Origin of the sequence: Bradyrhizobium oropedii (genome assembly GCF_020889685.1) — a bacterium.
Lineage (GTDB): Bacteria > Pseudomonadota > Alphaproteobacteria > Rhizobiales > Xanthobacteraceae > Bradyrhizobium > Bradyrhizobium oropedii.
The window spans coordinates 40107-63190 of record NZ_JACMYO010000009.1 but is presented as its reverse complement, the minus strand read 5'-3'; the positions used below and the strand labels follow the sequence as shown (position 1 = coordinate 63190).

21 protein-coding genes, 1 tRNA gene and 2 riboswitches are annotated in these 23084 nt (G+C 62.5%); of the genes, 5 read left to right on the top strand and 17 right to left on the bottom strand.

From position 1 onward, the window contains the following. Positions 1 to 2: 2 nt before the first annotated feature. From H8A95_RS04780 to H8A95_RS04750, 7 genes are all read right to left on the bottom strand, one after another. Positions 3 to 1523 (bottom strand): M81 family metallopeptidase, encoded by a 1521-nt coding sequence (locus H8A95_RS04780; protein ID WP_229182149.1) that lies wholly within the window; start codon positions 1521 to 1523, stop codon positions 3 to 5. 244 nt (positions 1524 to 1767) lie between these two features. Then, positions 1768 to 3432: an ABC transporter ATP-binding protein gene (locus H8A95_RS04775; protein ID WP_229182148.1), complete on the bottom strand. Its 1665-nt coding sequence runs from the start codon at positions 3430 to 3432 to the stop codon at positions 1768 to 1770. After that, entirely contained in the window at positions 3429 to 4316 is an 888-nt protein-coding gene (locus H8A95_RS04770) for an ABC transporter permease (RefSeq protein ID WP_176530408.1), read from the bottom strand. The genes H8A95_RS04775 and H8A95_RS04770 overlap by 4 nt, the downstream gene beginning before the upstream one ends. Positions 4317 to 4319: 3 nt before the next feature. Then, a complete protein-coding gene (locus tag H8A95_RS04765) occupies positions 4320 to 5261 on the bottom strand; it encodes an ABC transporter permease (protein ID WP_229182147.1) in 942 nt (313 codons plus the stop codon). A gap of 263 nt (positions 5262 to 5524) precedes the next feature. After that, complete coding sequence (locus H8A95_RS04760; protein ID WP_229182146.1) at positions 5525 to 6823, bottom strand: ArgE/DapE family deacylase; 1299 nt, start codon at positions 6821 to 6823, stop codon at positions 5525 to 5527. A gap of 265 nt (positions 6824 to 7088) precedes the next feature. Then, the gene (locus H8A95_RS04755) at positions 7089 to 8396 is read right to left on the bottom strand and encodes a D-amino acid dehydrogenase (protein ID WP_229182145.1); all 1308 of its coding nucleotides are present in this window, start codon (positions 8394 to 8396) and stop codon (positions 7089 to 7091) included. A gap of 69 nt (positions 8397 to 8465) precedes the next feature. Beyond that, positions 8466 to 8581: riboswitch (glycine riboswitch) on the bottom strand. A gap of 3 nt (positions 8582 to 8584) precedes the next feature. Then, a riboswitch (glycine riboswitch) is annotated at positions 8585 to 8691 on the bottom strand. A gap of 91 nt (positions 8692 to 8782) precedes the next feature. Continuing rightward, positions 8783 to 9913 (bottom strand): M20/M25/M40 family metallo-hydrolase, encoded by a 1131-nt coding sequence (locus tag H8A95_RS04750; RefSeq protein WP_229182144.1) that lies wholly within the window; start codon positions 9911 to 9913, stop codon positions 8783 to 8785. Positions 9914 to 10183: 270 nt separating this feature from the next. Here H8A95_RS04750 and H8A95_RS04745 point away from each other — a divergent pair, with 270 nt between their 5' ends. Next, positions 10184 to 11803: an ABC transporter substrate-binding protein gene (locus tag H8A95_RS04745; protein ID WP_229182143.1), complete on the top strand. Its 1620-nt coding sequence runs from the start codon at positions 10184 to 10186 to the stop codon at positions 11801 to 11803. 270 nt (positions 11804 to 12073) lie between these two features. Here H8A95_RS04745 and H8A95_RS04740 read toward each other — a convergent pair whose 3' ends face one another. Then, positions 12074 to 12355: a hypothetical protein gene (locus tag H8A95_RS04740; protein WP_229182142.1), complete on the bottom strand. Its 282-nt coding sequence runs from the start codon at positions 12353 to 12355 to the stop codon at positions 12074 to 12076. A 276-nt stretch (positions 12356 to 12631) separates the two neighbouring features. Here H8A95_RS04740 and H8A95_RS04735 point away from each other — a divergent pair, with 276 nt between their 5' ends. Further along, positions 12632 to 12892 carry a PilZ domain-containing protein gene (locus H8A95_RS04735; protein ID WP_338027776.1) on the top strand — a complete coding sequence of 87 codons (261 nt, stop codon included), beginning with the start codon at positions 12632 to 12634 and terminating at the stop codon, positions 12890 to 12892. A 125-nt stretch (positions 12893 to 13017) separates the two neighbouring features. Here H8A95_RS04735 and H8A95_RS04730 read toward each other — a convergent pair. The 8 genes from H8A95_RS04730 to H8A95_RS04695 all read right to left on the bottom strand — a co-directional run bounded on the left by H8A95_RS04730 (position 13018) and on the right by H8A95_RS04695 (position 18446). Then, positions 13018 to 13104 (bottom strand) — tRNA-Leu (locus tag H8A95_RS04730). Positions 13105 to 13218: 114 nt separating this feature from the next. Beyond that, complete coding sequence (locus tag H8A95_RS04725; protein ID WP_229182141.1) at positions 13219 to 14379, bottom strand: tyrosine-type recombinase/integrase; 1161 nt, start codon at positions 14377 to 14379, stop codon at positions 13219 to 13221. A 449-nt stretch (positions 14380 to 14828) separates the two neighbouring features. Beyond that, positions 14829 to 15053, bottom strand: coding sequence for a hypothetical protein (locus H8A95_RS04720; protein ID WP_229182140.1), 225 nt, complete (start codon positions 15051 to 15053; stop codon positions 14829 to 14831). Positions 15054 to 15494: 441 nt separating this feature from the next. Continuing rightward, positions 15495 to 15707 carry a twin-arginine translocation signal domain-containing protein gene (locus H8A95_RS04715; RefSeq protein WP_229182139.1) on the bottom strand — a complete coding sequence of 71 codons (213 nt, stop codon included), beginning with the start codon at positions 15705 to 15707 and terminating at the stop codon, positions 15495 to 15497. A gap of 12 nt (positions 15708 to 15719) precedes the next feature. Next, positions 15720 to 16034, bottom strand: coding sequence for a hypothetical protein (locus H8A95_RS04710; RefSeq protein WP_229182138.1), 315 nt, complete (start codon positions 16032 to 16034; stop codon positions 15720 to 15722). Further along, positions 16031 to 16345 carry a DUF6634 family protein gene (locus H8A95_RS04705; RefSeq protein ID WP_229182137.1) on the bottom strand — a complete coding sequence of 105 codons (315 nt, stop codon included), beginning with the start codon at positions 16343 to 16345 and terminating at the stop codon, positions 16031 to 16033. The genes H8A95_RS04710 and H8A95_RS04705 overlap by 4 nt, the downstream gene beginning before the upstream one ends. Beyond that, positions 16345 to 18198, bottom strand: a complete 1854-nt coding sequence (locus tag H8A95_RS04700) for an AAA family ATPase (protein WP_229182136.1) — start codon at positions 18196 to 18198, stop codon at positions 16345 to 16347. The genes H8A95_RS04705 and H8A95_RS04700 overlap by 1 nt, the downstream gene beginning before the upstream one ends. Beyond that, entirely contained in the window at positions 18195 to 18446 is a 252-nt protein-coding gene (locus H8A95_RS04695) for a hypothetical protein (RefSeq protein WP_229182135.1), read from the bottom strand. The genes H8A95_RS04700 and H8A95_RS04695 overlap by 4 nt, the downstream gene beginning before the upstream one ends. A 108-nt stretch (positions 18447 to 18554) precedes the next feature. Here H8A95_RS04695 and H8A95_RS04690 point away from each other — a divergent pair, with 108 nt between their 5' ends. The 3 genes from H8A95_RS04690 (at position 18555) to H8A95_RS04680 (ending at position 21928) form a co-directional block, all read left to right on the top strand. Then, positions 18555 to 18860: a hypothetical protein gene (locus H8A95_RS04690; RefSeq protein ID WP_229182134.1), complete on the top strand. Its 306-nt coding sequence runs from the start codon at positions 18555 to 18557 to the stop codon at positions 18858 to 18860. 325 nt (positions 18861 to 19185) lie between these two features. After that, positions 19186 to 21186 (top strand): hypothetical protein, encoded by a 2001-nt coding sequence (locus H8A95_RS04685; RefSeq protein WP_229182133.1) that lies wholly within the window; start codon positions 19186 to 19188, stop codon positions 21184 to 21186. 277 nt (positions 21187 to 21463) lie between these two features. Then, complete coding sequence (locus tag H8A95_RS04680) at positions 21464 to 21928, top strand: hypothetical protein (protein ID WP_229182132.1); 465 nt, start codon at positions 21464 to 21466, stop codon at positions 21926 to 21928. 305 nt (positions 21929 to 22233) lie between these two features. On the opposite strand, the gene H8A95_RS04675 is transcribed toward H8A95_RS04680, so the two are convergent. Continuing rightward, positions 22234 to 23010, bottom strand: coding sequence for an alpha/beta fold hydrolase (locus H8A95_RS04675; RefSeq protein WP_229182131.1), 777 nt, complete (start codon positions 23008 to 23010; stop codon positions 22234 to 22236). Positions 23011 to 23084: the final 74 nt, after the last annotated feature.

The following is a 23084-nucleotide window of genomic DNA, read 5'->3' as shown; positions in this document are numbered from 1 at the left end:
CTCTATCCGTTTGTGCGTGAAGGGGAGGTGGGGGTGAAAGTCGGGCCGTTAGGCTTGATACGAATGCCGGGCCGCAAATGTTTCCACGGCAGTGTGGCGGTATCGGCCGGCATCGCGCCGGGGGCGGCGCAGATCAGCAGTTTCTCGGCGATCGGCTCGAAATCGGCGCGGAAATGCACCGAACTCTTGTTGACCAGGATCTTCTGCGCGGTCGGCTCGATGCCGACATAGCGGTACATCGCCTGGTCGGCAAGCTGGGCCTTGTAGGAGCCGACGACGACGCGGACGTTGCCGACCCGCAGGCAGGCCGAGGGTCCCATGTCCATGTCCCGGCCGCCGTAGAATGGCCCGGGCGCGACGAACCTGCCGTCCGAGAGCTTCTCGACGACGAAGGTTTCCCTGTAAGGCGCATCGCCGGGAATACCGGACTTGCCGCCGAGATCGAGCGTGACCGTCGCGCCGACGCCGGCCGCATGCGCAGCCCGCGCCGATTGCGGGTCGCAGATCACGCCGGTGGCGGCGCTGGCTCCGTTGCGCACCAGCGCGCGCAGCATGCCGGTGGTATCGGAATCGCCGCCGGCGCCGGGATTGTCCTGGGTGTCGGCGATCACGATCGGCTTCGAGGCCGATGCCGCGAGCTCCATTGCAAGGCGCACGCCCTCATCGGGCGAATAGATCGGACCGTCGAAATCGTTCTCGTGGCTTTCGACCAGTGCGGCGATGCTGTCGGCTGCGGCGTCGGCATCGGCCTGGGTCCGGCCATAGGCGAATATGCTCGGGCCGCAGTCCCTGATATCGGCGGCCGGGAAGCCGAACGCAAAAGAAAGCGTCGGAACCGCGTCGCTCTCGAGCGCCGCAAGCTTCTGATAGATGGCCCTGGCCGGCTGGTCGTTGGTGCACTGCCAACTGATCGCGATCAGGAACGGCAATTGCCGGAATGCCTTTGCGAGACGTTGCCTGGATTTGAGCAACAACGCCAAATGCCTGGCGCAGGCGCGGCCGGTGTCGGCCATGTCGACATGCGGATAGGTCCGGTAGGCGATCAGCGCATCGGCATGTTCGACCATCTCGGGTGAGACGTTCGCATGCAGATCAAGGCTTGCGACCAGCGGAATGTCCTTGCCGATCGCCTTACGCACGCGGGCGAGGATTTCGCCTTCGCCGTCGTCATAGTGCTCGGTGACCATCGCGCCGTGCAGGTCGAGATAGACGGCATCGATCGGCCCGGCCGCGACGATGCCATCGATCATGTCCTTGACGATCCGCTCGAAGGCATCCTTCGTCACATGTGCCGACGGGGTCGCGCCGGCCGCAATCGTCGGCACCAGCTCCCAGCCATTGGCTTCCGCCGCCTCGACGAAGCCGGCGAGGCCGGCATTGATCTTGCGCATGACCTTGAGCACGTCGGCGCCACGCGTCATCGACGGCCAGCCGCCGCCGTGCACGAAGTCGTCATAGGTTGCCTTCGTCGGTGCGAAGGTGTTGGTCTCGTGCAGGAAGCCGCCAACGGCAATGCGGGTCATCAAGTTGGTCTCGATACGTTTCTTCGATCATGACGCGATCGGAATGGTTCGCACCATGGTCTCGTTTCGTTGGTTTGAGCGCGATCTTCCGGCGAACCGGTGTCCACCTTCCGGCCCACGCTCTAGCGCGCGACGTTAAGCGTGTCGTCGCGCCAAGCGCAAGCCAGGGAGCACCTCCGGATTTGCATGCCCTATGGGCGTATTGAAAGGCCCAAAGGTCCGTCGCGAAGTTAAGTCTAAAGACCTAGGCCGTTGCCACAATGCATTCCGAAACCGGGCGGAAATTCGCAAAATCCCAGCCGCGCCCGGGCGCAGCCTCGAGCAGCGCACGGGTGTAGGCCTGCTGCGGATTGGTCAGCACCTCGGCCGCCGGTCCCTGTTCCACGACGCGGCCATGTTGCATCACGGCGACGTCGTCGCAGATTTGTGCAGCGACGCGCAAATCATGCGTGATGAACAACAGCGCGATGCCGAGCCGTCGCTGGATTTCGTCGAGCAGATTCAGAACCTGCGCCTGCACCGAGACGTCGAGCGCGGACACCGCCTCATCTGCCACCAGCACGTCGGGATCGAGCGCCAGCGCGCGCGCGATCGCGATGCGCTGACGCTGTCCGCCGGAGAACTGGTGCGGATAGCGCGAGATCGCGTCAGGCGGCAGGTGGACGAGCTCGAGCAGCTCGCGGGCCCGCGCCAGCGCATCCTTGCGCGGCATGCCGTAATTGACCGGGCCTTCCGCGATGCTCTCGCCGACGGTGACGCGTGGATTGAGCGAGCGGTAGGGGTCCTGGAAGATGATCTGGATCTTCTGGCGATGCGGCTGCAACAGCCGGCGCGACAGGTCTGAGATCTCGCGGCCGACGAGCCGCACCCCGCCGGAGGTCGGATCGATCAGGCGGACGATGCAACGCGCCACCGTCGATTTGCCCGAACCGCTTTCGCCGACGATGCCGAGCGTGCGGCCCTTGCGCAGAGTGAGGGTGACGTTGCTGGCGGCGGCGACCTCGCGGGCTTTGCCGTACAGCGACCGCTCCCGGTAGACCTTGCTGAGCTCGTTGGCTTCCAGCACCACCGGTTCCTTCGTCTCCGGCCGCGGCGCGCGCGGCACGAGGCTCGGCACCGCGGACAGCAGGTTGCGGGTGTACTCCATCGTCGGGTTGCGCAGCACATCTTGCAGCTGGCCGGTCTCGACCAGCCGGCCGTGCCGCATCACCGCGACGCGGTCGGCGATCTCGGCCACCACGCCCATGTCGTGGGTGATGAACAGAACAGCTGTGCCGTGATCGCGTTGCAGGTCGCGGATCAAAGTGAGGATCTGCTTCTGGGTGGTGACGTCGAGCGCGGTGGTCGGCTCGTCCGCGATCAGCAGTTTTGGTTCGAGCACCAGCGCCATCGCGATCATGATGCGCTGACGCTGACCGCCGGAGAGGCGGTGGGGGTAGGAGGAGAAGATGCGCTGCACGTCCGGCAGCCGCACATGCTCCATCATCGCCAGGATCTTCTGACGGCGTGCGCGGGCGTCGAGATCGGTATGGGCGCGTAGCACCTCGTCGATCTGGCGGCCGACCGGCACCACGGGGTTGAGCGCGGTCATCGGCTCCTGAAAGATCATCGCCATCCGCGTCGCGCGCAGCTGGCGCAGCCGCCGGTCGGTCGCGGTGAGCAGTTCCTCGCCGACCAGTTTGACGCTGCCGCCGGACGGCACCAGTGTGCCCTTCTGCAGCAGGCCCATCGTGGTCAAAGAGGTCACCGACTTGCCCGAGCCGCTTTCGCCGACAAGGCAGAGCGTCTCGCCCTCGCGCACCTGCAGCGACAGGTCGTCGATGATGCGGTGCGCGTCAGCCTTGCGGCCGAGACCGACGACGAGATTGTTGATGTCGAGGACGACGTTGGAAGAGCTGGTTGTGGTCACTTGCCCTCACGCTGTTTCATGCGGGGATCGAGCGCGTCGCGCGCGGCGTCGCCGATCAGGTTGACGCTGAGAATGGCGATCGAGAGCAAGAGCCCCGGCCAGAAGATCAGCGACGGCTTGACCTGGAAATAGGCACGGCCCTCGGCCATGATGTTGCCCCAGGTCGGCGTTTCCGGCGAGATGCCGGCGCCGAGGAACGACAGGATCGCCTCGGTCAGGATCGCGGATGCGCAGACATAAGTGCCTTGCACGATCAGCGGCGCGATCGTGTTCGGCATCAAATGCCGCCACATGATTTTCGGCAGGCTCGAGCCGAGCGAGATCGCGGCCTCGACATAGGGCTCCTCGCGCGCGGTCAGCACCACCGAGCGCACCAGCCGCGCCACGCGCGGGATCTCGGGGATGGTGATTGCGACCATCACGGTCCAGATGCTGGCGCCGGACAGCGACACCACAGCGATCGCGAGCAGGATGGCGGGGATCGCCATCAAGCCGTCCATCACGCGCATCATCACCGCGTCGACCCAGCGGAAGAAGCCGGCGACGAGGCCGATCAGGAGCCCGATGGCGATCGAGCAGACGGCGGCGCCGAGCCCGATCAACAGCGAGATCCGTGCGCCGTAGATGACGCGCGACAGCAGGTCGCGTCCATAGGCGTCGGTGCCGAGCAGGTATTGCGCGCTCGACGGCTTCAGCCGCTGCGATGGCGTCAGCAACAGCGGATCGTGCGGCGCGAGCAGCGGTGCAAAGATCGCCATCAGGATGATCAGGACGAGGCAGATCGTCGCAACCGCGATGATCGGCGTCGACGCCAGGAAGCCGAACTTGACGCGGAACGGCCGGGTGACGGGGATGGAGGATTCGGGAAGGGTTTCGATCGCCATTGCTCAGTACCGGATACGAGGATCGAGCAGGGTGTAAGCGAGGTCGATCAGGAGATTGACCGCGACATAGATACCCGATGTCAAAAGGATCATGGCTTGGATCACCGGATAGTCGCGCGCCAGCACCGCATCGACGGTGAGGCGGCCGATGCCGGGCAGGTTGAACACGCTCTCGGTGACGACGACGCCCGAAATCAGCAGCGCGAAACCGGAACCGATCACGGTGATGACCGGAACCGCGGCGTTGCGCAGCGCATGGCGCAGCAGCACGCCGGTTTCGCTGATGCCCTTGGCGCGCGCCGTGCGCACGTAATCCTCACCCAGCACATCGAGCATCGAGGCCCGTGTCATGCGTGCGATCAGCGCGACATAGATGAAGGAGAGGGTGCAGGTCGGCAGGATGATGCGCTCGAAGAACGGGCCGAAGCCGGCCGAGATGCTCTTGAAGCCCTGCACCGGCACCCAGCGCAGATCGATCGCAAACACCTGGATCAGCACGTAACCGATCACGAACACCGGCACGGAGAAGCCGAGCACCGAAAGTCCCATCACGCAGCGGTCGATCCAGGTTCCATGCTTCCACGCTGCGATCACGCCGAGCGGCACCGCGACCAGGATCGAGAGGATCATGGTGGCCAGCGCGACCGAGATCGACGGCTCGAGGCGCGGGCCGATCATCTCGAGGATCGGCTTGTTCGAGATCAGGGACACGCCGAGATCACCGTGCAGCAGCTTGGCGACCCAGGTGTAGAACTGGATGTAGATCGGCTCGTTGAGGCCAAGCGAGGTCCTGATGCGATCGAGCTGTTCAGGCGTCGCATTGTCGCCGGCGAGGATGGCGGCGGGATCGCCCGGCGTCAGCCGCAGCAACAGGAACACGAACAAAGCCACCACGCCCATCACGGGAACGGCGGCGAGGATGCGGCGGATGAGATAGCCGATCATCGCTGCTATCTCCTGCCGTCAGATGGTGCGAAGCGAGGGCTGGGCCGCATCATACTCATGGTGTCCCCGTGATGTGTCTCATGCGCTTCTGCGTGTTGTCTCAAAGCCAGCGCGAACGTGATGAATTTGCAGGCAAATACTGTGCCAATGGCGACGTTATATCAAGGCGCGGTTCTGGCCGTTGGAGGCCTCCCTTGGTCTGAAGCTGCTATTTCGAATTGCACTTGTCGTGACGTGCCACCGATCTGAAGCGACAAGTCCATTCATGCTCTCATCACGCCGCACCAGTTGGCGACGAACAGTGCGATGCTCTGCGTTGTCTTGCGAAGGCTGTCGAGCTCGACACGTTCGTTGAATGCGTGTGGGCCGACACCGTAAGGACCATAGCAAAGTGCAGGGATGCCGTAATCGACGCAATAGTAGCGGGTGTCGTTGACGGCCGTCGACAGCCGCTCCTGCATTGGAGCCTGGAAGATGGAATGATGGGCTGCCGACAGAGCTGCTTCCGCTTCGCTGCTAGGCTCGCACACCGCTGCGTCGGCCTGAAAGCCGCTCCACACGAGCTCGGCCGGATTGTCGGACAGGAAGTCGTCGGCCTTGTGCGCCTCGGCCAGGCATTCCTCGATGCCACGCATCGCCTGCTGCGGTGTCTCGCCCGGCAGCAGACCGAGCCGGCAATCCAGCTCACACCAGGCCGCGGTCGAGCTCGCCCAATCGCCGCCCTTGATAATCCCGACGTTGAACTTGATCGGATTCTTGACGCCGCGGAACCAGCTGTTGTCGAGCGCCCTGGCATTGAGCGTTTTGGTGTAGTCCTGGAACGCGCGCACGAGATGCATCGCCGACAGGATCGCGCTCGTGCCGGCCTCGGAATAGGCGACATGCACCGGCGTGCCGCGTACGCGCAGGCGAAACCAGACGGCGCCGACCTGGGCGCGCGTGAGCGTGTGTCCGGTTGGTTCGGGAATCAGGCACGCGTCCGCGCGATAGCCGCGCATCAGGGTCGACAATGCGCCGTTGCCGGTGCTCTCCTCCTCGGTGACGGTCTGCAGATGGACGCGCCCGCCCGGCGCATAGCCGGCATCGCGGATCGCATCGAGCGCGAAGATCATCGCTGAGACACCGGCCTTCATGTCTTGCGCGCCACGCCCGAACATCCAGCCGTCGCGCACGGCCGCCGAGAACGGCGGTTGGTCCCAAAGGTCAGCGGGCCCCTCCGGCACCACGTCGATATGACCCTGCAAGATCAGGCTGCGGCCGCCGCCATTGCTGTTGAGCGTGGCAACGACCTGCCGCGATCCGGCAAGATCGATGCCGTCCATTGGTGCGGCTTTCGGATGGCTCATCAGATCGACGTCCGCAAGGCTGAACGCATCGACGTCGTAACGGCGCTTTGCGAATTGCTCGGCCAGCCAATGTTGTTGCGGTGCTTCCTGTCCGCGCAGGCTGCGGAACTGCACCATGCGCGACAGGAATGCGATCTGATCATCGAAGTTTCGATCAACGGCCGCGCACAGCTCAGCGGCAATCTGATCCGGTTTGGTCAACGTATCAGTTGTCATGTCCGGCCCTTCGTGGAGCCAGAAGCTGAGCTTTGACAATTTCGGAAAGGCGACGCACGGAGGCGCCGTCGGCACAATTGCCGTCCAGTATCCCGCGCCGGGCCGCAATGCCATGCGTGCCCGCTACCCCTATGCGCATTGTCCCCTCCCGCGATGAAACGTTTTTCCCCATGGTGACGCTAGTTCCTATCACGCGGTGTTTCTCGGCGAATTCCGACTTGGCCACAGGTAAATGCGCTCATATTCTTCCTCTCCGGCCGGATATTCAGAGGAAAGCTGCGTGGGTGGGCTCGGCCGTCTCGACCTCCGACGGCACCATCGAGGGCGTGTCGAGGTCGCGCCAATCGTCGATCGCCCCCGCCACCATCTGTGCCGTCGCGGCTGACAGCGTCCAGCCGAGATGCCCGTGGCCGGTGTTGTAGAACACGCCCGGAATCCGTCCGGCGCGAACCACCGGCATCATGTTCGGCATCATCGGGCGCAGCCCCGCCCACGGCACGACTTTCGAGGTGTCGATGTCAGGGAAATGATGACGTACCCAGTCCACCAGCGGCTGGATGCGGTCGGCGCGAATGTCGCGGTTGAAGCCGTTGAACTCTGCGGTGCCGGCGACACGGAAGCGATCGGCGCCGAGCCGGCTGGTCACGATCTTCGCTGCTTCGTCGAGCAGGCTGACGGTTGGTGCAGCGTCCCGGCTTTGCGGCGCATCGAGCTGTACGGTGATCGAGTAGCCCTTCACCGGATAGATGTTGACGCGGTCGTTGAGCAGGCTTGCGAAATGGCGGCTCGCGACGCCGGCGCAAATGACGATTCCGTCCGCGTTCAACTCATGTCGTGTCACGACATCGGCCTCATGGGAGGCGGCTTCGGTCCAGCCGATGCGGAAGCCTTCATCACTGCGCGCGATCGTGTCGACATCGGCCTCGTGGACAAAGGTCGCGCCGCGGCGGGCGCAGGCGTCGGCGAGGCCGCGGGTGAACTTGTGGATATCGCCGGTCGCATCCGACGGCGTGAAGAAGCCGCCATAGCAGGTCGTCTGCAGCGCGGGTTCGAGGTTGCGGATTTCGTCTGATGTCACCGGCCGGCGGTCGAGCCCGCCTTGTTGCAGCAGCGTGTTGACCCGTAGGCCCGCGTCGAAGCCGGCCTTGTCGTGATAGACGTGCAGGATGCCGCGGCGTTCGAGATCAAAGGCGATATTTTCGCGCTGCGCGATCGAGAACAGATGCTTGCGCGCTTCGATTGCGAGCCGCGTGGTCTCGATGGTGTTGCTGCGATAGCGCGTGATGCCGCCTATGAACTCGCCGATCCAGGAATATTTGTGCCAGCTCGGCTTCGGATTCATCAGCAGCGGCGCGTCGCTCCTGAGCATCCAGCGCAGCCCCTTCAGAATGGTGGCGGCGCTATTCCAGACTTCGGCGTTGCTGGCAGACAGCTGTCCACCATTGGCGAACGAGGTTTCCATCGCAGCGTAGCGATGCCTGTCGAGGACAGTCACGCTGTAGCCGCGTTCGAGCAGGGCATAGGCCGTCGTCACGCCGGTGACGCCGGCGCCAATGATCGCAATGTGTGGCATGTTGGTCTTCAGGCTCCCGTGTTGTTAGAGTCGCCGAACCGCCGGTGAAACCGGCTGCTTCAGCGCCCCATCTGTCACGGTACCTGAGAGCTTGATCCGCATCGGGCCTGGGCCCGGAAGCAGACTATCCCCTTCGGTGGACGTCATGACCCTTGCTGTGCGGCCATGCTCGTCTCTCTCCAGATCGTCCTGACGATACAGTCCTTTTGCCTGAGAGTTTCCGGGGCGGTTGCTCCGTCGGCGCCGAAGCCAACAACATGAATGTTGCCGCTTCGATCTCTCCCGCATCGTCGTGTTGGACGGCCGGACCGTAGGCGAAGCCTCAAAAATGGACAAGGCTAAATTTCGGTCCGGCAGTGCCAACGTGTTGTGCAGTGCAATCGATGTCAGTCGAGCGTCGCCAGCAGTGCCGCCATCAGGCGGCCACGCTCGGCGAGGCTGTCGACCTCGATATGTTCGTTGAGCGTGTGTGCATCGGCGCCGCGAACGCCGAGGCCGTCGAGCGTGGGGATGCCCATCGCACCGGTGAAGTTGCCGTCCGATCCGCCGCCGGCGTTGCCATGCGGCAGGTCGAGGCCCATCGCCGCCGCGAGGCCTTTTGCTTTTTCGTACAAGGCCATCGTGCCGGCATCCGGCTCCCACACCGGGCGGGTGACGCCGCGTGTCACCTTGAAGGTCACGTCGTTGGCCGTGCCGGACAGCGCGATCATGCGTTCGACGCCGCGGTCGAGATCGGCCTGGCGCTTGGCCATGCTGAGCGCTTCGCCGGTGCAGGTCGTTGCGACGCAATTGACCCATTGGCCGCCATGCACGATGCCGACCGAGAAGGTGCAGTCCTCGGTCGTCATGCCGTCGATGGCAATGATTTGCCGGGCCATTTCCCGGATCGCGGAACGGCCGGAGGACAGCGTCGCACCGGCATGGCTCGGCTTGCCGATTGCTTCCAGATTGAAGCGCGCGATCGCGTAACGGCCGGTGACGACACCGTTGTTTGGTCGGCCGGGCTCCGGCACCAGCACGTATTTGTTGCGCGCGGCTTCCGCCTCGATGATGTCGCGCGTCGACGGCGTGCCGACTTCTTCATCGGGCGTGAACAGCACGGTGATCGGCAGCGGCGTGGTGAAGGAGGCGCGGGCCAATTGCCGGATCGCCTCGATCGACAGATAGTTGCCGCCCTTCATGTCGAAGATGCCGGGCCCGAAGCACTTGTTGCCGTCGCGCCGCCACTTCAGCTTCTCGATGGTGCCAACGGGGTGCACCGTGTCCAGATGACCGGCGATGAGGATGCCGGGTTGGCCCTGTTTCGGATGGGGAAAACGGGCGCGGACACAGCCCGCAAAGCCCTGGCGTCCGGCGATGCGTTCGATCGTCGCACCCATGATCGCCATCTCGCGCGCGGCGAGATCGAGCATGCGCTCGACCGCGGCAGCGTCCCAGGTCGGGCTCTCGCATTCCACCCAGCTGTGCAGGCCCTGCAGCATCGCTTCGGAATCAAAGGGAAGATTGGCGGGGTTCATCTCTTTTCTCTCTTGTTGTTTTGTTTGCGCCGGTACGCGTTCGCGTACCGTACGAAAAGCTCGGGCGAGGACTTTGTAAAGTCAAATGCGCTGAACTAGTAGTTCATTCGTTCGTATACGTTTGATTGCGCCCGAAACCGATTGACGCGCATTGCGCTTGATGCAAGTCTCGATTTCACAAGCCATACAGCATGTTAGTTCGCCTAAATAACGAACCGCATGCATAACGAATAAGCCGGCTTTGACCAGTTACACGTCAGGAGAGATTGCATGTTCCCTATCTCGCGTTGGAAGCGCCACACCTTAGCGGTTGCGTTGTCGGCGCTTGCGCTGTCGTTCGCACCGCACGAATTGTCCTTTGCGCCGCAGGCCATGGCCGCGGATAAGACCATCACTGCGGTGATGCATTCGGATCTGCGCGTCATCGATCCGATCCTGACCACGGCCTACATCACGCGAGACCACGGCTACATGGTCTACGACACGCTGGTGGCGACCGATTCCAACTTCAAGATCCAGCCGCAGATGGCGGACTGGAAGGTGTCCGACGACAAGCTCACTTACACGTTCACGCTGCGTGACGGCCTGAAGTGGCACGACGGAACGCCGGTGACGGCCGAAGACTGCGTCGCTTCGTTGAAGCGCTGGGCCAAGGTCGACGGCATGGGCCAGAAGCTGATGGACTTCACCGCGAGCCTCGAAGCCACCGATGCGAAGACGATCACCCTGAAGCTGAAGGAGCCCTACGGCCTGGTGCTGGACTCGATCGGCAAGCCGTCGTCGCGCGTCGCCTTCATGATGCCGAAGCGGTTGGCCGAAACGCCGCCGGACAAGCCGATCCCGGAACAGATCGGTTCGGGCCCGTTCAAATTCGTGCAGGCTGAATTCCAGCCGGGCGTGAAGGCGGTCTACGTCAAGAACAAGGACTACGTGCCGCGCAAGGAGCCGGCGAGCTGGACCGCAGGCGGCAAGGTTGTGAAGGTTGACCGCGTCGAGTGGGTCACGATGGCTGACGCGCAGACCGCAATGAACGCGCTGCAATCCGGCGATATCGATTTCCTGGAGAACCCCTCGTTCGATACGTTGTCGATCCTCGAGGGCGACAAGGACCTGAAGGTCGATACGCTGAACAAGTTCGGCTTCCAGACGCTCGGCCGGATGAACTTCCTCTATCCGCCGTTCGACAACATCAAGGTTCGCCAGGCGGCGCTGATGGCGATCAACCAGAAGCAGGTGCTCGACGCGCTGGTCGGTAATCCCAAATATTACAAGACCTGTGTCGCCTTCTTCATCTGCGACACGCCGTTCGCGTCCGAGGTCGGCGGCGAGACGCTGCTGAAGGGCGGCGACATGGCGGCGGCCAAGAAGGCGCTTGCCGAGTCGGGCTATGACGGCACGCCGATCGTCATCATGGCGCCCGGCGACGTCACCACGCTCAAGGCGCAGCCGGTTGTCGTTGCTCAGCAACTGCGCGATGCCGGCTTCAAGGTCGATCTGCAGGCGACCGACTGGCAGACCGTGGTGACCCGCCGCGCCAGCCAGAAGGCACCGAAGGACGGCGGCTGGAACATGTTCTTCACCAACTGGGTCAGCGCCGACGTCTCCAACCCGATCGCCAATCTCTCGATTGGCGGCCAGGGCAAGAATGGCGGATGGTTCGGCTGGGCCGACGATCCGAAGATCGAACAGCTGAAGGATACCTTCGTTCGCGCGCCGTCGCTCGACGAGCAGAAGAAGATCGCGGCCGATATCCAGAAGGAAGCCTACGAACAGGTGATCTACATCCCTCTGGGGCAGTATCAGGGACCGAGCGCCTGGCGGAAGTCGCTGTCCGGTGTGCTTGACGGCCCGGCGACGCCGATCTTCTGGAACATCGACAAGTCCGAGTAAGCCTCGACTTGACGCAAAACAAATGGCCGGGACTTGTCCCGGCCATTTTTCGTTTCGCCATTGTTTATCAGGTATAACTGTCGCGGATTTGTTCGAGGCCATCGCGAAGCGGCGGCCCGCTCGGTGGCGCGCTCGGCGGGGAGGGGCGCTCCTTGCGCTGATCGCGTTGGTTCGGGGTGCGTTGCGCGGATGGACAGTCGTTCGGCATCGTCATGCTCCAATTGCGGCATGACAACAATGATGCGACGGACTGGTTCCGAAACGTGCTCGCTAATCCGCGTGGCCTGATTTTGCGCTGACCGTGCTCGACAGGCTGGTGATCTGCGTCTGCCCGCCGCCGCCGTTGATCCAGACGGCCGCTCCTGCGGCAAGCGCCAGCACGAAGCACAGCATGATCGCACCGCGAATCCATCGCCGATAGATCACGCGCTCGTTGGGCGTGGCATCACGGAATGTCTGCGCATTGAGACCGTTGCTGCAATGAGCCGCGTCGTCGCCGTGCTCGAGAATCGCGGCGCCATGATCGCGCGCGTTGTCGCTTGCAATCGACATCGTCATCTCCGACCAAAATTGATTTCGAAATGTCGTGGCCGAGAAATATGCGGCCGGAATTTCCAATGCGGGGGAGGCTACATCACGTGGCGATCGCCGCGTGTGAACCCTGCCACAGCCCGAAACACGATGTGGTGATGCTTGCCCGCTCAGCCCGTCGCCAGCGTCCTGGCATACCAATTGGCTTGGCGACGCTTAAGGTTCCCGTCAGTATTGCGTCGTAACCTGACCGCTTGTGTATCACCCCCGACGGGCCGACGACCATAGCAGGCCCGCATCAGCCAGCGCACAACCGCCAATGCCGTCCGACGAGCGGCGTGCCGGATCACGTCGCCGCATCCTCAAATCGGGGCGATCGAATTCGGCAACGAAGCGATACCCTGTACGGTCCGGAATCTCTCGCCGCACGGCGCCTGCATCGAGGTCAACTCGCCGCTGTGGTTTCCCGACGGCTTCGTCCTCGCCGTCGACGGCCTGAGGCACACCTGCCGGGTGGCGTGGAAGAAGGACAGGCGGATCGGACTGCGGTTTGCGTAAGGCACGGCGCCGTCGGCGACGGCTCGCCTTCACCCGCTGGATTTCTGCTGGGCAGCCCTTCGCTCACTTCGCCACGAGAGCGTTGCCGGGGCTGCCGAGCCGTAGCTCGCGAAGCGAGCGAAGGCTGGTGCGGGCGGTGGGACTCGAACCCACACGACGTTGCCATCGAGGGATTTTAAGTCCCTTGCGTCTACCAGTTCCGCCACGTCCGCATATTGATTTTATTGATCTTTTCGCAATTTTGACCGGAGAGTTTTCCAAAATCTCCCGGCGGTTTTCCAAATCTGGTTTCGTTCTGTTCCGGGTAACCCTCGGCGGCGCATGTTCTAGCTCTTCGTCATCAGCCGATCAAACGCTCGGATGACGTTGTCCTCGCGCGCAACGTGGCGGCTGTAATGACCGCCCATGCGTTCGGATTTGTCGCCGAGAAGGTCGGCGATTTCGCGGTCGGTCGCACCCATGCGCTTCCACCAAGCTGCGTAGCTCGAGCGCAGGCCGTGCAGCGTGGTTCCCGCGCCGATCAGCCCCTTCGCTTCTAGATCGCGCAGGTAATGGCTGACGCGGGTCTGCATGTCGGTTTCGCTTTCCCACGGTGTTCCGTCGTCGCGGACCGCAATCAGCGTCGAGGTCGCCGATCGGCGCAGATCAGTCAGGAAGATCTGCAACTCGGGGAGGGCAGGCAAGAAGGCCTGTTCGTTGTTCTTTGCTGTAGTCAGGTAGATCGCCTTGCCGGTCTTCTCATGGTCCCGGTATTGCTTCCAATTGACGACGACTGCGGTCTGACCGCGCAGCCCGGCGTATCTGGCCAGCATTAGGCAGATCTTGATTTCCATCGGCGCGCGCTCAAGTGCGACGGCCAGCTCTTCCGGATACCATTCGCGGTTGGCGTTTGGATCTGCCGTGTGAGCCTTGTCCATACCCAGGCACGGGTTCAATTTCAGCCCGGTCTTATTGCCGCGCTTGACACCCTGCTTGAACGCGCTCGACAGCGCAGCGATCATCTGATCGGCAAATCTCGGCCATTTCTCGTTGGCGCATTTGTCGCGCAGTTCGTAAAGGTCGGGCTGCTGGATCTCGACCAACTGAATTGAGAATGCGTCGCGCAGGTAATCGTAGGCCTCCAGGTAGTCTTTTCTGGTCGCCTTCGCGAGCTTCCGCCACTTCGGATATGCGTCGGCCGGCGCCTTGTCAGACAGTTCCGGAACGACGAATTTTGCCCGCTCATCACGGCAGCGATCGATATCGCCGTTCGTATACCAAAAAAGCAGGCCGCCCAGGGTATCGCTGGCCATGTCCTTGGTGGCTGTTCTGACGATCCGCGGAGCGTTGTAGAGCCTGACGAAGTGCGGCCCCGCCATGTGCTTCAAAAGTGCGGCCTTGGTCCCGCTGAAGCCCTTGACGAGCACTTCACCCGTCGATCGGCGATAGACGTACCATTTCCCCTTGGACGTCGCGATCTTCAGACCGCGCAATTTAACTTCGACCACCGACCAGGTCCCCAATCTTGCGCCGTGGAACTGGCGACTGTCCTTGGTTCGGGTCGATAGTGTCAAGCCAGGCATCGAGCCGACCGCGATGCCAGCGGTGTCCGCGTGACGACTGGGTAAATTCAATCGGCTTGACCGGGCAGACAGCCTTAAAAATCTCGGGCGACAGGCTGCAGTATTCGGCAGCCATATGCAGTGGTAATGCGGCCGGCCACCGTTCAGCGACGGAATGCGTCACGGCATTCCTCCGTCGCTTTGCGGCATCCTGGTGCGGCAGTACCAGATCACTCGTTATCCCCAGATTGTACACAGGCCTATCAACGCCTCGGAGCGCTTGGCCATTCGACAATCCGGGGAGAAACCGCCAGATTCTACAAAAAAAGCGCGCTCTCCCCGCAATTCAAATGGATCGATACGTTGGGGACATTTAGCGCGCAGCGTATGGGTACCTAACTCGAGTTCCCTTCCCGTTGGAGGGCGCGTCGCCCACGCAGATAGCCGTGGCTTGTATTCGCGTAGACGTCTGCGAGCTCGCGCTCGAGCATCGAGTTGGCGACGATCAGTGCGACGATCGTTGCGCGGAGATCGCCGCCGCACGCCTCGATGGCCTGGTCGGCTGCGGCTTCCAGATCGACGGTCGCGCCTGCGGATTGCTCTGGCGTTGCGTCCGGCATGGTGGAAATTCCAGGGATTGACGGGTGAGGGCGATTGTTCTCTATTTGTTCTAATTTGGCAACAGGCTGCTGCCAAATTGGAGCGATAGGGATGGCTAGTCGACGAGCCGCGGAGTGGCGGTTTCCGAACGCGAAACAGAGGCGGGCGGAGGAGATGGCACAGCGAATCCGCGCGGCGCAGCGCGAGCGCATGTCTGTAGACGACGAGGAGGCGTGGTGGGCTGCCGTGCTGTCGGATCCACGCGCCCGGTCGGACCGCCCGGATCAGGACCGGACTCTTGGCGAGCTCCGAGATGCAAATCTTCGTGTCGAGTGCCGCCGTTGCATGCGCGTCATCGAAATCCAGCGCGCTGATGCGATCCGGCTCTTCGGGGTCGGATCCGAGTGGCGTCACGTCGGCATGCACCTGCTTGCCGACGGTTGCCAACATCATACCGGCCGTCATGAGGAGGACGGCTGTTGGCCGGATTTCAGGTAGCGGCCCCTGCGATCCGCGTTCACGCCAGGATGCAGCCTCTCCGTCTCGGCGATGACGACCTCGAGAAATCGATCGAGATCGAGTCCTTGCTTGGCGATCGCTGCCGTTGGCATGGCTGCGCACGCCGCGCTGGCGGCAGCGCCGGCGAGGAGGTTGCGACGGGTGATCTCAGACATCGTCACCTCTACTTAGCTTTCCCAATGGTTCGGGGCGTAACCGTGCACACGCCAATGGGCCTCGTCGATTTCATGCCAGTGCCTGGCCTCCTCCAGGGTCGCGCGCGCGTCGAGAGGAAAGCTGCTGCGAGCCATTGCAAGCGCGCGCTCAGATGCGATTAGCTCGGCTTCCCAAGTCACCGCCCAAGCCGGCATCGACGCCGTAGGACCGGGTGTTGCGGAAATCACCGTGCCCAGCAGGAATCTCCCGTCGTGACGCAGTACTTGCACGCTGCCGATCTTCGGTCTGCCGGTGGTCGTAACCAGAACCGAATGTAATTTGGTCATGTTTTCTCCGCTCGGCCGCCGCCGCTGCCGGCCTGCTTGCCGAGCAAATAGAACCGCGACATCGTGCGAGCCCAGCGTCGGTGCCGGTCAATCCAAACGACTGGCGACGTCTCGATGCGCCGCTCGTCTGTCAGCGTCGGATGTCCGCTGACGACGCCAACCAAGGTCATCTGCCGGCCATTCGGTGCGCCCGTTATCGCCGGCGACCAGTCCTCGATCAGCGGTGCGTTAGCCAATTCCTTCGGCGACGGGGGCTCTCCGCGCAAGAGCGCCTTGAAATCGTCTCGCAGGCGCTTTTCGTCGATCGACATCAGTGCCTCCTTGCGCACGCGTCGCGCGCCTCGAGCGTCGCGGCCACCAGTCTCTGCAGCTTGCGCATCGAAAAGCGCTCCCGCTCCCACGCACGACCGATGATCTCGAGCTCGTCGTCGGCGAGCGCCGCGTCGCACATCCGCTCGTCGTCCTCGGCGGTCATGTCGGACATCACCTGGGCGGCGAGCGCCGGCAGGTGCTGCAGCGACGGCGAGGGGATCCTGATCACGCGGAAACGGTCGCGCAGGGGCGCCGGCAGCTTTTCGACCGAGTTGGCGGTGGCGATGTGGACCACGTGCGAGAGATCCAGCTGAGCGTCGAGCCCGATCTCGCGATAACGGGCCGCCGTCTCTCGCTCTAGGAACGCTGCCATTGCGTGCCAGAGATTGCCGTTATAGTTGCTCTCGCCGCCCTTCTCGATCTCGTCGACGAACACGATCGGGTTCGCCGTCCGAGAGATCACGATGGCGCGCGCTGGCGCGCTTGGCTGCGCGGTCGACCAGGACTTCGGCGAGCCGGCGAAAGTTCCATCGTGAGCGGCCGCGCCGTCATATCGGTAGACGTACATGCCGCCGCCGATCAGTTCGCCGAGCCGGCGCACCAGGCGCGACTTTCCGGAGCCTGGATCACCAAGGAGGAGCGTCGGCCGCGCGTGCACAGGCTGACCGTCGCGTAGATCCTGCGTCAGCAGTCCGACCTCCCGCCAGGCGTGCGGATACTCGTCGCGCAGCTGTTCGCGCACCATTGCCGCGTCTCTGCAGACGACCAGCGGTAGGGCCTGATCGCGCAGCTCTTGCCAGGCGGTTGGTAGCCCGCGCGCGTCTGCCAGTTTGCCCGACATCACGATGACTTTCGGGGCGTCCGTAATCGCCGGAGCAGCTGGATCCGGTTCAACCGTGGCGTCTCCATCGGCTGGCTCCCGATCGTAATCGCGGTCCTGCATCTCCATTGCCGCGATCCGAAAAATTGAGACATCTGAATTGGTCCACTCGCCGCGTGCCGCGCGCCACCAAACGTCGAGGCGATCGCGCAGGAGACGGCGCTCATCTGGATTTGTGATGACGGCGTGATGCTCGCACATCCACGCGATCTGCGGCAGTACGGCGGTGAATGACGCCGGTTGGCGCGGATTGCACAGCATCGCCAGCCAAGCGATGGCCAGATCTCCGGCCCACGGCCGGCCCTGCGCGAACAGCGTTTCAGCGACCGCGGCAATCTGGATCGCCTGTTGCTCGCGATTGCCTTGCGGTTGCGGGACCACGAGATCGAGCGGAGCTACCTGGCGTTCGGTCTCTCGCCGGAGCCACGCCATCGCGCTGTCCCACCGGTCGTGCGCGAGAATTTCGACACACGTCGGAATTCCGCCGACAACGCGGGATTCGTCCGCTTGATCGGCGACGATGCGCTGCATCTCGCCTCGCCAGAATCGGCTGGCTATCTCGAAAAAGTCGTTGCCTGCATATTTTCCGCTGGCAACCCCGTCCCACACGCGCAGGCGAGCGCGGGCCTCGCGTGTGTCTCCGTCGGTGCTGCTGATCACACCTAGGGCGCCGGCGACAACGGCATTAATTACTGTTGCGGCGTCGTCGGTACACAGCGCCAATAGCTCCCAGGCCCGGGCCAGCGGTGGATCGAGCGGCCGCGCTCGCTCGGCGCTGGCGAGCAGCACGACGTTCCGATCTGTTCGGTCTGCGACAAACAATGTGTCGTTGATCTGCTGGAGGAGGGGAGCGCCTCCTCCTGGGTCCAGCTCTTCGACCCTGTCGCACGCGACAGCTACCGCTGCCTCCCAGTCCAACTGGCAGCAGAAATCGGCCAGCCAACGGACGCGTGCACCCACGTCGTCGCTCATCGCGCGGCCTCCTTCGATGCGGGAGCTGGTGGCGGCGCAGACTCGGCCCGGTCCTCCAGCACCGTTTGCAGCCAGTAGCCGAAGTCTGCCTCTGCTTGACCATGCAACTCGCGCAAAACTTGCGCGGATTCAAACGGAGGCTCTCCTTCTGCAGCCGCTAACGAATCCTTCGGATTAGTGGTACATATATTGCTGTACGAAGTTGCCATCATAGGTGTTTTTGTTGCAACAAAAATGCCGAAAATCAAGGATTAACTTGCGCTGTGGTTAAGGATTCGAAACCGAAAAAGGCGACGACCGAAAAAAATCGTGGAGGCCGGCCGCCGCGAGATCCGGAAACTCTCCGGACTGAACGCTTGGTCCTGCGCATTCATCCAGACTTGATGCGCCACCTGGTCGAGTTGGCAAAAAAGAATGGACTGACCAAATCGATGTTGGTCGAGCGCTCTCTTGTGAGCTTCGTCAATCTCACGGCAGGAACGCCGATACTCGACGCGATGGGGCGCGAGCTGACGGCCGAGCCAGTAGGCGATCAGCTAGGTACGCCAGCTTCATTTGATGAGGTTTGGCAGCGCGCGGTCGGTGGTGGGCCGCGTCCGCAATCTCACTGGGACGCGATACGTCGCCGCGCTGCCAGGCACCAGGGGGATGACGACCAGTGACATTTCGAATGTCGTAACGTCGGCTCGCAATTCGTCAATCGTTGACGTCAAACAACGGATCTCGAAGATTCCGCATCGCTGATGCGACTTCCGTCTCAAATATTTCGACTCTCGAAATGTTTGGTCGTAGGACATTACGAGAGTCGAAATATCGCTCGGTATTTCACTCGGACGTCGGCGACATTCACTCAGACTTTCCCTCAAACTGTGAGTGATAGTTTGAGGTAAAGTCGGGTTTTTCTGAGGTTGTTTTTTTACAACACGAAGTTCTCAAAATGCCTGTGGCAAATTGCTGATTTTGCTGATCCCATGAGTCCTTGGAGAAATGTCCGCCAAGGATTCAAGCTCTTTGAAGACCGCCTCGCCATCGAATGCCACGATCGCCAACGCCGCGCCTGTCGGGCCAGTGGGCGATTTCCTGCTTTCGATGCCGGAATGGAACTCGGCTGTTAAGCCCGCGGAGGCGGATGCGCAGTCCAAGGCCACCGATAAAGGCAAGCGCGCCGGCGCGCGCGGGGCAGGATCGAAGCCGCGTCGCTCCAGGTCGACCGAAGAGTTCGCCGACGGCTATGCTGTTGTGCGTTCCGACCGCGGATACGCGCGCGAGGCGCGCCGCCGGCGGAAGGCCGAAAAGCGGGAGGCCGAGAAGGCTGCCGGCATCACCTTCGAGACCAAGCGCCGCGAGCTCATGGAGGCCCTGGACGCGATTTCAGAGCAGCGTGCGACAGAAGAGCAGCGCAAGCTGGTGCGCGATGCCGACAAGGCCGAGCACTTCGGGAAGCTCTATGCCTGCGACCAATCGGCGTACGACAGGATCTTCGGCGACGGCTTCGTCTTCGAAGGCGGCATGGTGGCTGGCAAATATTGGCGCAAGCCCTTTGTCGAGAAGGGGCTGCGCACGTGGCGTCACCCATTCTTCATGCGTGTCGCTGCATCGATCGGCCGCGCCGCGTCCTGGACGCTGCGCACCGGCCCCACAAAAGACGGCTGCGTGCTCCGGTACAACAAGCTTCATGCGCTCGATGAGGCCTACGCCTTCTTCTGCGAGAGGTGTCGCGACCTGTTCCGGCTTGACCTCGATAGGGTCTTCGAAAGCGAGACGGCGCTGCGCTCCTGGATTGCCTACATCGTCGCGGAGAATGATCTGCCGTGCGGTCCGCATCTGGTGCACTGGATCCCGGATGACCGCTTCCCGGGGCAGGTCATCAATCCGCAGCTGATCTTCCTGCTGCCAGAGGGCCACGCGGTGTGGCCAACGTCACCCGATCGCCAGAAGCTGATGCTCGGCCAGGTCATCGCCGGGCTGACGCGCGTGTTCCAGTGCGATCCCGGCGGTCTGGCGTACCCGTTCCACGGCAAAGACCCGATCTCGCCGCTGACGACAGCGATCGTCTACCAGGACACGCACATGCCAATGCTGTCCGAGTATTTCGAGGCGATGGACCTCACGCTCGATCCGGAGCTCATGTTCCGTCACATGCTGACGGAGAAGCTGGAGGAGGCCGGTTTCGACAAGGCTGACAGCAACACCTGGTTCTCCACGGTCGCCAAGCTGTCGAATTCCGGAGCGCAGATTCTATTCAAGGGCGGTACAGCCGCCGACGATCCGCGCTTCATGCGAAAGATCATCAGCTACATCACCCCGACCGTGTTCGACGCCATCAAGCCGACGACGGCCCAGCAGAAGAAGACGGTCCACCAGTTGATCGAGTGCTGCGCCCGTTACACTGCGGTCAACTTCGACCCGGCCAAGATGGACACAAGGGGTCGCCAGCGTGGCGCGGCCGCTCACCTCATCGAGGCGACCGACAGCATCCATGTCAAAAAGAGCAAGGGACAGGCGTTCGCCGCCGGCGTGAGGGTCGCCGAGACGCGGTCCATCATCACTACCGCCGTGCTCTCCGAGCTCAAAGCTGGCCGCGAGCCCACCATTGCATCGATTACGGCCCTCGTTGATCGCTGCTACAACACTGTAAAACAACACTTTTTTGCTTGCTATCAGACCGCTGTCGCGTCGCTTTCAGTTGAGACGCTGTTAAGGGGGTGCACCTCTCTCCCTTGCGATCGTGCCCCTTCCCGGGAAGTGCTCTTGACGGCCAACAGCATCTCCGACGTGCCGGAATCGTGGCGTTCTGCCTGCCTGGATCCGGTCATCGTCGATCATTTCCGTCTACAGGCTCTCCGGTCAGCTAGAAAACGGCTTGCGGCTGACAAACCGCGTACTGTCACCACGCGCCCGGTCGGCAGCAACGTGCTCGCATTCCTGTCGGCCGGACCAGTGAAGGTGACGCTGTGCACTAGCTCTGAGGTCAGCCAGGCGGCGTAGCCTACGGAATCCGGCCAACCAATTATCTCTTCAACTGTCCTGCCGGACTCCAGATTGCGTGACGTGGTCACTTCCTGATCTCCGGTGGCGCGTGGTGAGGTCTCGTCAGCACAAGTGATGCTCACGGTCACCACGATCGCTCCACGTCATCCTGCGGTGTCCGAAGACCGCGTTCGGCACGGTGTCATCCATCCGGCAGACAGAAACATCTTGATCGTTGCTGACCCGGACTCCAGTAGTTCTCCGGTGCATGAATAGCTCTTCGAGGAGAGCAGAGATGACAACATCAGAATCCGTCGACCGAACCGTCCGGCAGATCGACGACGATACGCGAACCCATTTCTTCCGGAGTCCGGATGACGGTCCGGATCGACAGTTCACGTCATCACGTCAGCGTCAGGACCCGACCGTCAGCCGAGCCAAAGCTCGTCAGCGCACTGCCGCGTGGCGTCTCCGGCTCGATCGTCAGCGTCGACCGGAGGCCAGAGACATTGGCATGGCTATGGTCTCGGCTTTGGTGATGTCACCGTCGGTAAACCTGCAGAATCCGGATGTCGGCGAGATTCGTCTCGTCCGTGCAGCGTTGGCCGACCTGGAGCGTCGGGGATACGACATTTCAGAGGTGCTCGACGTGCTGGTGAAACTGCGTCGCCGTCTGCGTGGCGGTGACCGTGCTCCGCAGGAGGAATCCGGATCCGTCGGTGAGACTCTCCACAGCCATGCCGGTGACCGACGAAATTAATTCGTCAACGCCGTTGCGCCTTGCTGACCTCGGTACGAGGATCGAATCCGATGCTGATCGACATATCCTTGGCGGGACAGATCAGCATCGACCTCAGGACCGGCCGCACTCCCTGCGAGCCGGGCCAACTTTTCTCAGGATAATCGTTGAACCTTGCAGCGCCTGGACTCACGGTGATTTGCTGACGCCTCGTACCCTCAATGGCCGCGAACCCTTACAGTAGGTTCAACTCCTGCCCTTTCCGCCACTACAAAACTTCTCCTCCGACAGCAAAAAGGCACAACAAAGGCTGTTGCGGCTAAACTCTAGGCTTGCTGTCCCGTAGCTTCGAGGATCAGCCGCGCGATTTCCTCTGGGTGCGAAATCAGCGAAAGGTGGCTTGCCTTCACCTCAATCGTCTTGGCGCCCATCCGTTTGGCCATAAACCGTTCGAGGTCCGGATTGATGGTGCGGTCCTCCGTCGAGACGGCGTAGTAGCTTGGCTTCGACCGCCAGGCTGCGTTCATGGTCTTGCCGGTGAGCAGCGCCTTGTGGAACGGCTCCTGTACGGCATAGAGCACCTTCGCCTTCGCTTCCGGCAGGTCGCCTGCAAAATCGCGCAGGAAGACTTCTTCGGAAAGGCGTCCTTCATCGCCGTCGAACAGGATACCGGCCGTCGCCGGTGGTGTCGGATAGGCCTTGGCAAGGGCAGTGTAGTCCTCGCCGGCATCCGGGGCGCGCGCCGCCACATAGACCAGCGCCGAGACGTTCGGATGCATCCCGGCCTCAGTGACGATCATTCCGGAAAAGGAATGGCCGACCAGGACTGTCGGCCCGTTCTGTCGCGCAAGCACGCGCTCGGCGGAGGCAACCGCTTCGGACAGCGTCGTCAGCGGGTTCTGCACGGACGTTGCATTCAGCCCTGCGGACTGCAGCCGCGCAATCACCTCGGTCCAACAGGAGCCGTCGGCGAACAGCCCATGCACCAGCACGACGTTGCGCGCCTTCGGCGGAGTGAAGTTTGCGGCTATGCCACGGGTAGAGATCATCGAGGCAGCCGCACCCGCGAGGAGGGCGGTCGAGAACATGCGTCGGTCGATCATAGTGTCTCTCCTTTGACATGCGGATTGGCACAAAGCCTAAATTTGATGGCGCGGAATGATTGCTCCACCCTGCA

What these genes read in the sequence shown, in the direction of transcription:
- H8A95_RS04780 (WP_229182149.1), bottom strand. Translation starts at nt 1,523, where the DNA reads ATGACCCGCATTGCCGTTGGCGGCTTCCTGCACGAGACCAACACCTTC.
- H8A95_RS04770 (WP_176530408.1), bottom strand. Translation starts at nt 4,316, where the DNA reads ATGGCGATCGAAACCCTTCCCGAATCCTCCATCCCCGTCACCCGGCCG.
- H8A95_RS04765 (WP_229182147.1), bottom strand. Translation starts at nt 5,261, where the DNA reads ATGATCGGCTATCTCATCCGCCGCATCCTCGCCGCCGTTCCCGTGATG.
- H8A95_RS04760 (WP_229182146.1), bottom strand. Translation starts at nt 6,823, where the DNA reads ATGACAACTGATACGTTGACCAAACCGGATCAGATTGCCGCTGAGCTG.
- H8A95_RS04755 (WP_229182145.1), bottom strand. Translation starts at nt 8,396, where the DNA reads ATGCCACACATTGCGATCATTGGCGCCGGCGTCACCGGCGTGACGACG.
- H8A95_RS04750 (WP_229182144.1), bottom strand. Translation starts at nt 9,913, where the DNA reads ATGAACCCCGCCAATCTTCCCTTTGATTCCGAAGCGATGCTGCAGGGC.
- H8A95_RS04745 (WP_229182143.1), top strand. Translation starts at nt 10,184, where the DNA reads ATGTTCCCTATCTCGCGTTGGAAGCGCCACACCTTAGCGGTTGCGTTG.
- H8A95_RS04740 (WP_229182142.1), bottom strand. Translation starts at nt 12,355, where the DNA reads ATGTCGATTGCAAGCGACAACGCGCGCGATCATGGCGCCGCGATTCTC.
- H8A95_RS04720 (WP_229182140.1), bottom strand. Translation starts at nt 15,053, where the DNA reads ATGCCGGACGCAACGCCAGAGCAATCCGCAGGCGCGACCGTCGATCTG.
- H8A95_RS04715 (WP_229182139.1), bottom strand. Translation starts at nt 15,707, where the DNA reads ATGTCTGAGATCACCCGTCGCAACCTCCTCGCCGGCGCTGCCGCCAGC.
- H8A95_RS04710 (WP_229182138.1), bottom strand. Translation starts at nt 16,034, where the DNA reads ATGACCAAATTACATTCGGTTCTGGTTACGACCACCGGCAGACCGAAG.
- H8A95_RS04705 (WP_229182137.1), bottom strand. Translation starts at nt 16,345, where the DNA reads ATGTCGATCGACGAAAAGCGCCTGCGAGACGATTTCAAGGCGCTCTTG.
- H8A95_RS04700 (WP_229182136.1), bottom strand. Translation starts at nt 18,198, where the DNA reads ATGAGCGACGACGTGGGTGCACGCGTCCGTTGGCTGGCCGATTTCTGC.
- H8A95_RS04685 (WP_229182133.1), top strand. Translation starts at nt 19,186, where the DNA reads ATGTCCGCCAAGGATTCAAGCTCTTTGAAGACCGCCTCGCCATCGAAT.
- H8A95_RS04680 (WP_229182132.1), top strand. Translation starts at nt 21,464, where the DNA reads ATGACAACATCAGAATCCGTCGACCGAACCGTCCGGCAGATCGACGAC.
- H8A95_RS04675 (WP_229182131.1), bottom strand. Translation starts at nt 23,010, where the DNA reads ATGATCGACCGACGCATGTTCTCGACCGCCCTCCTCGCGGGTGCGGCT.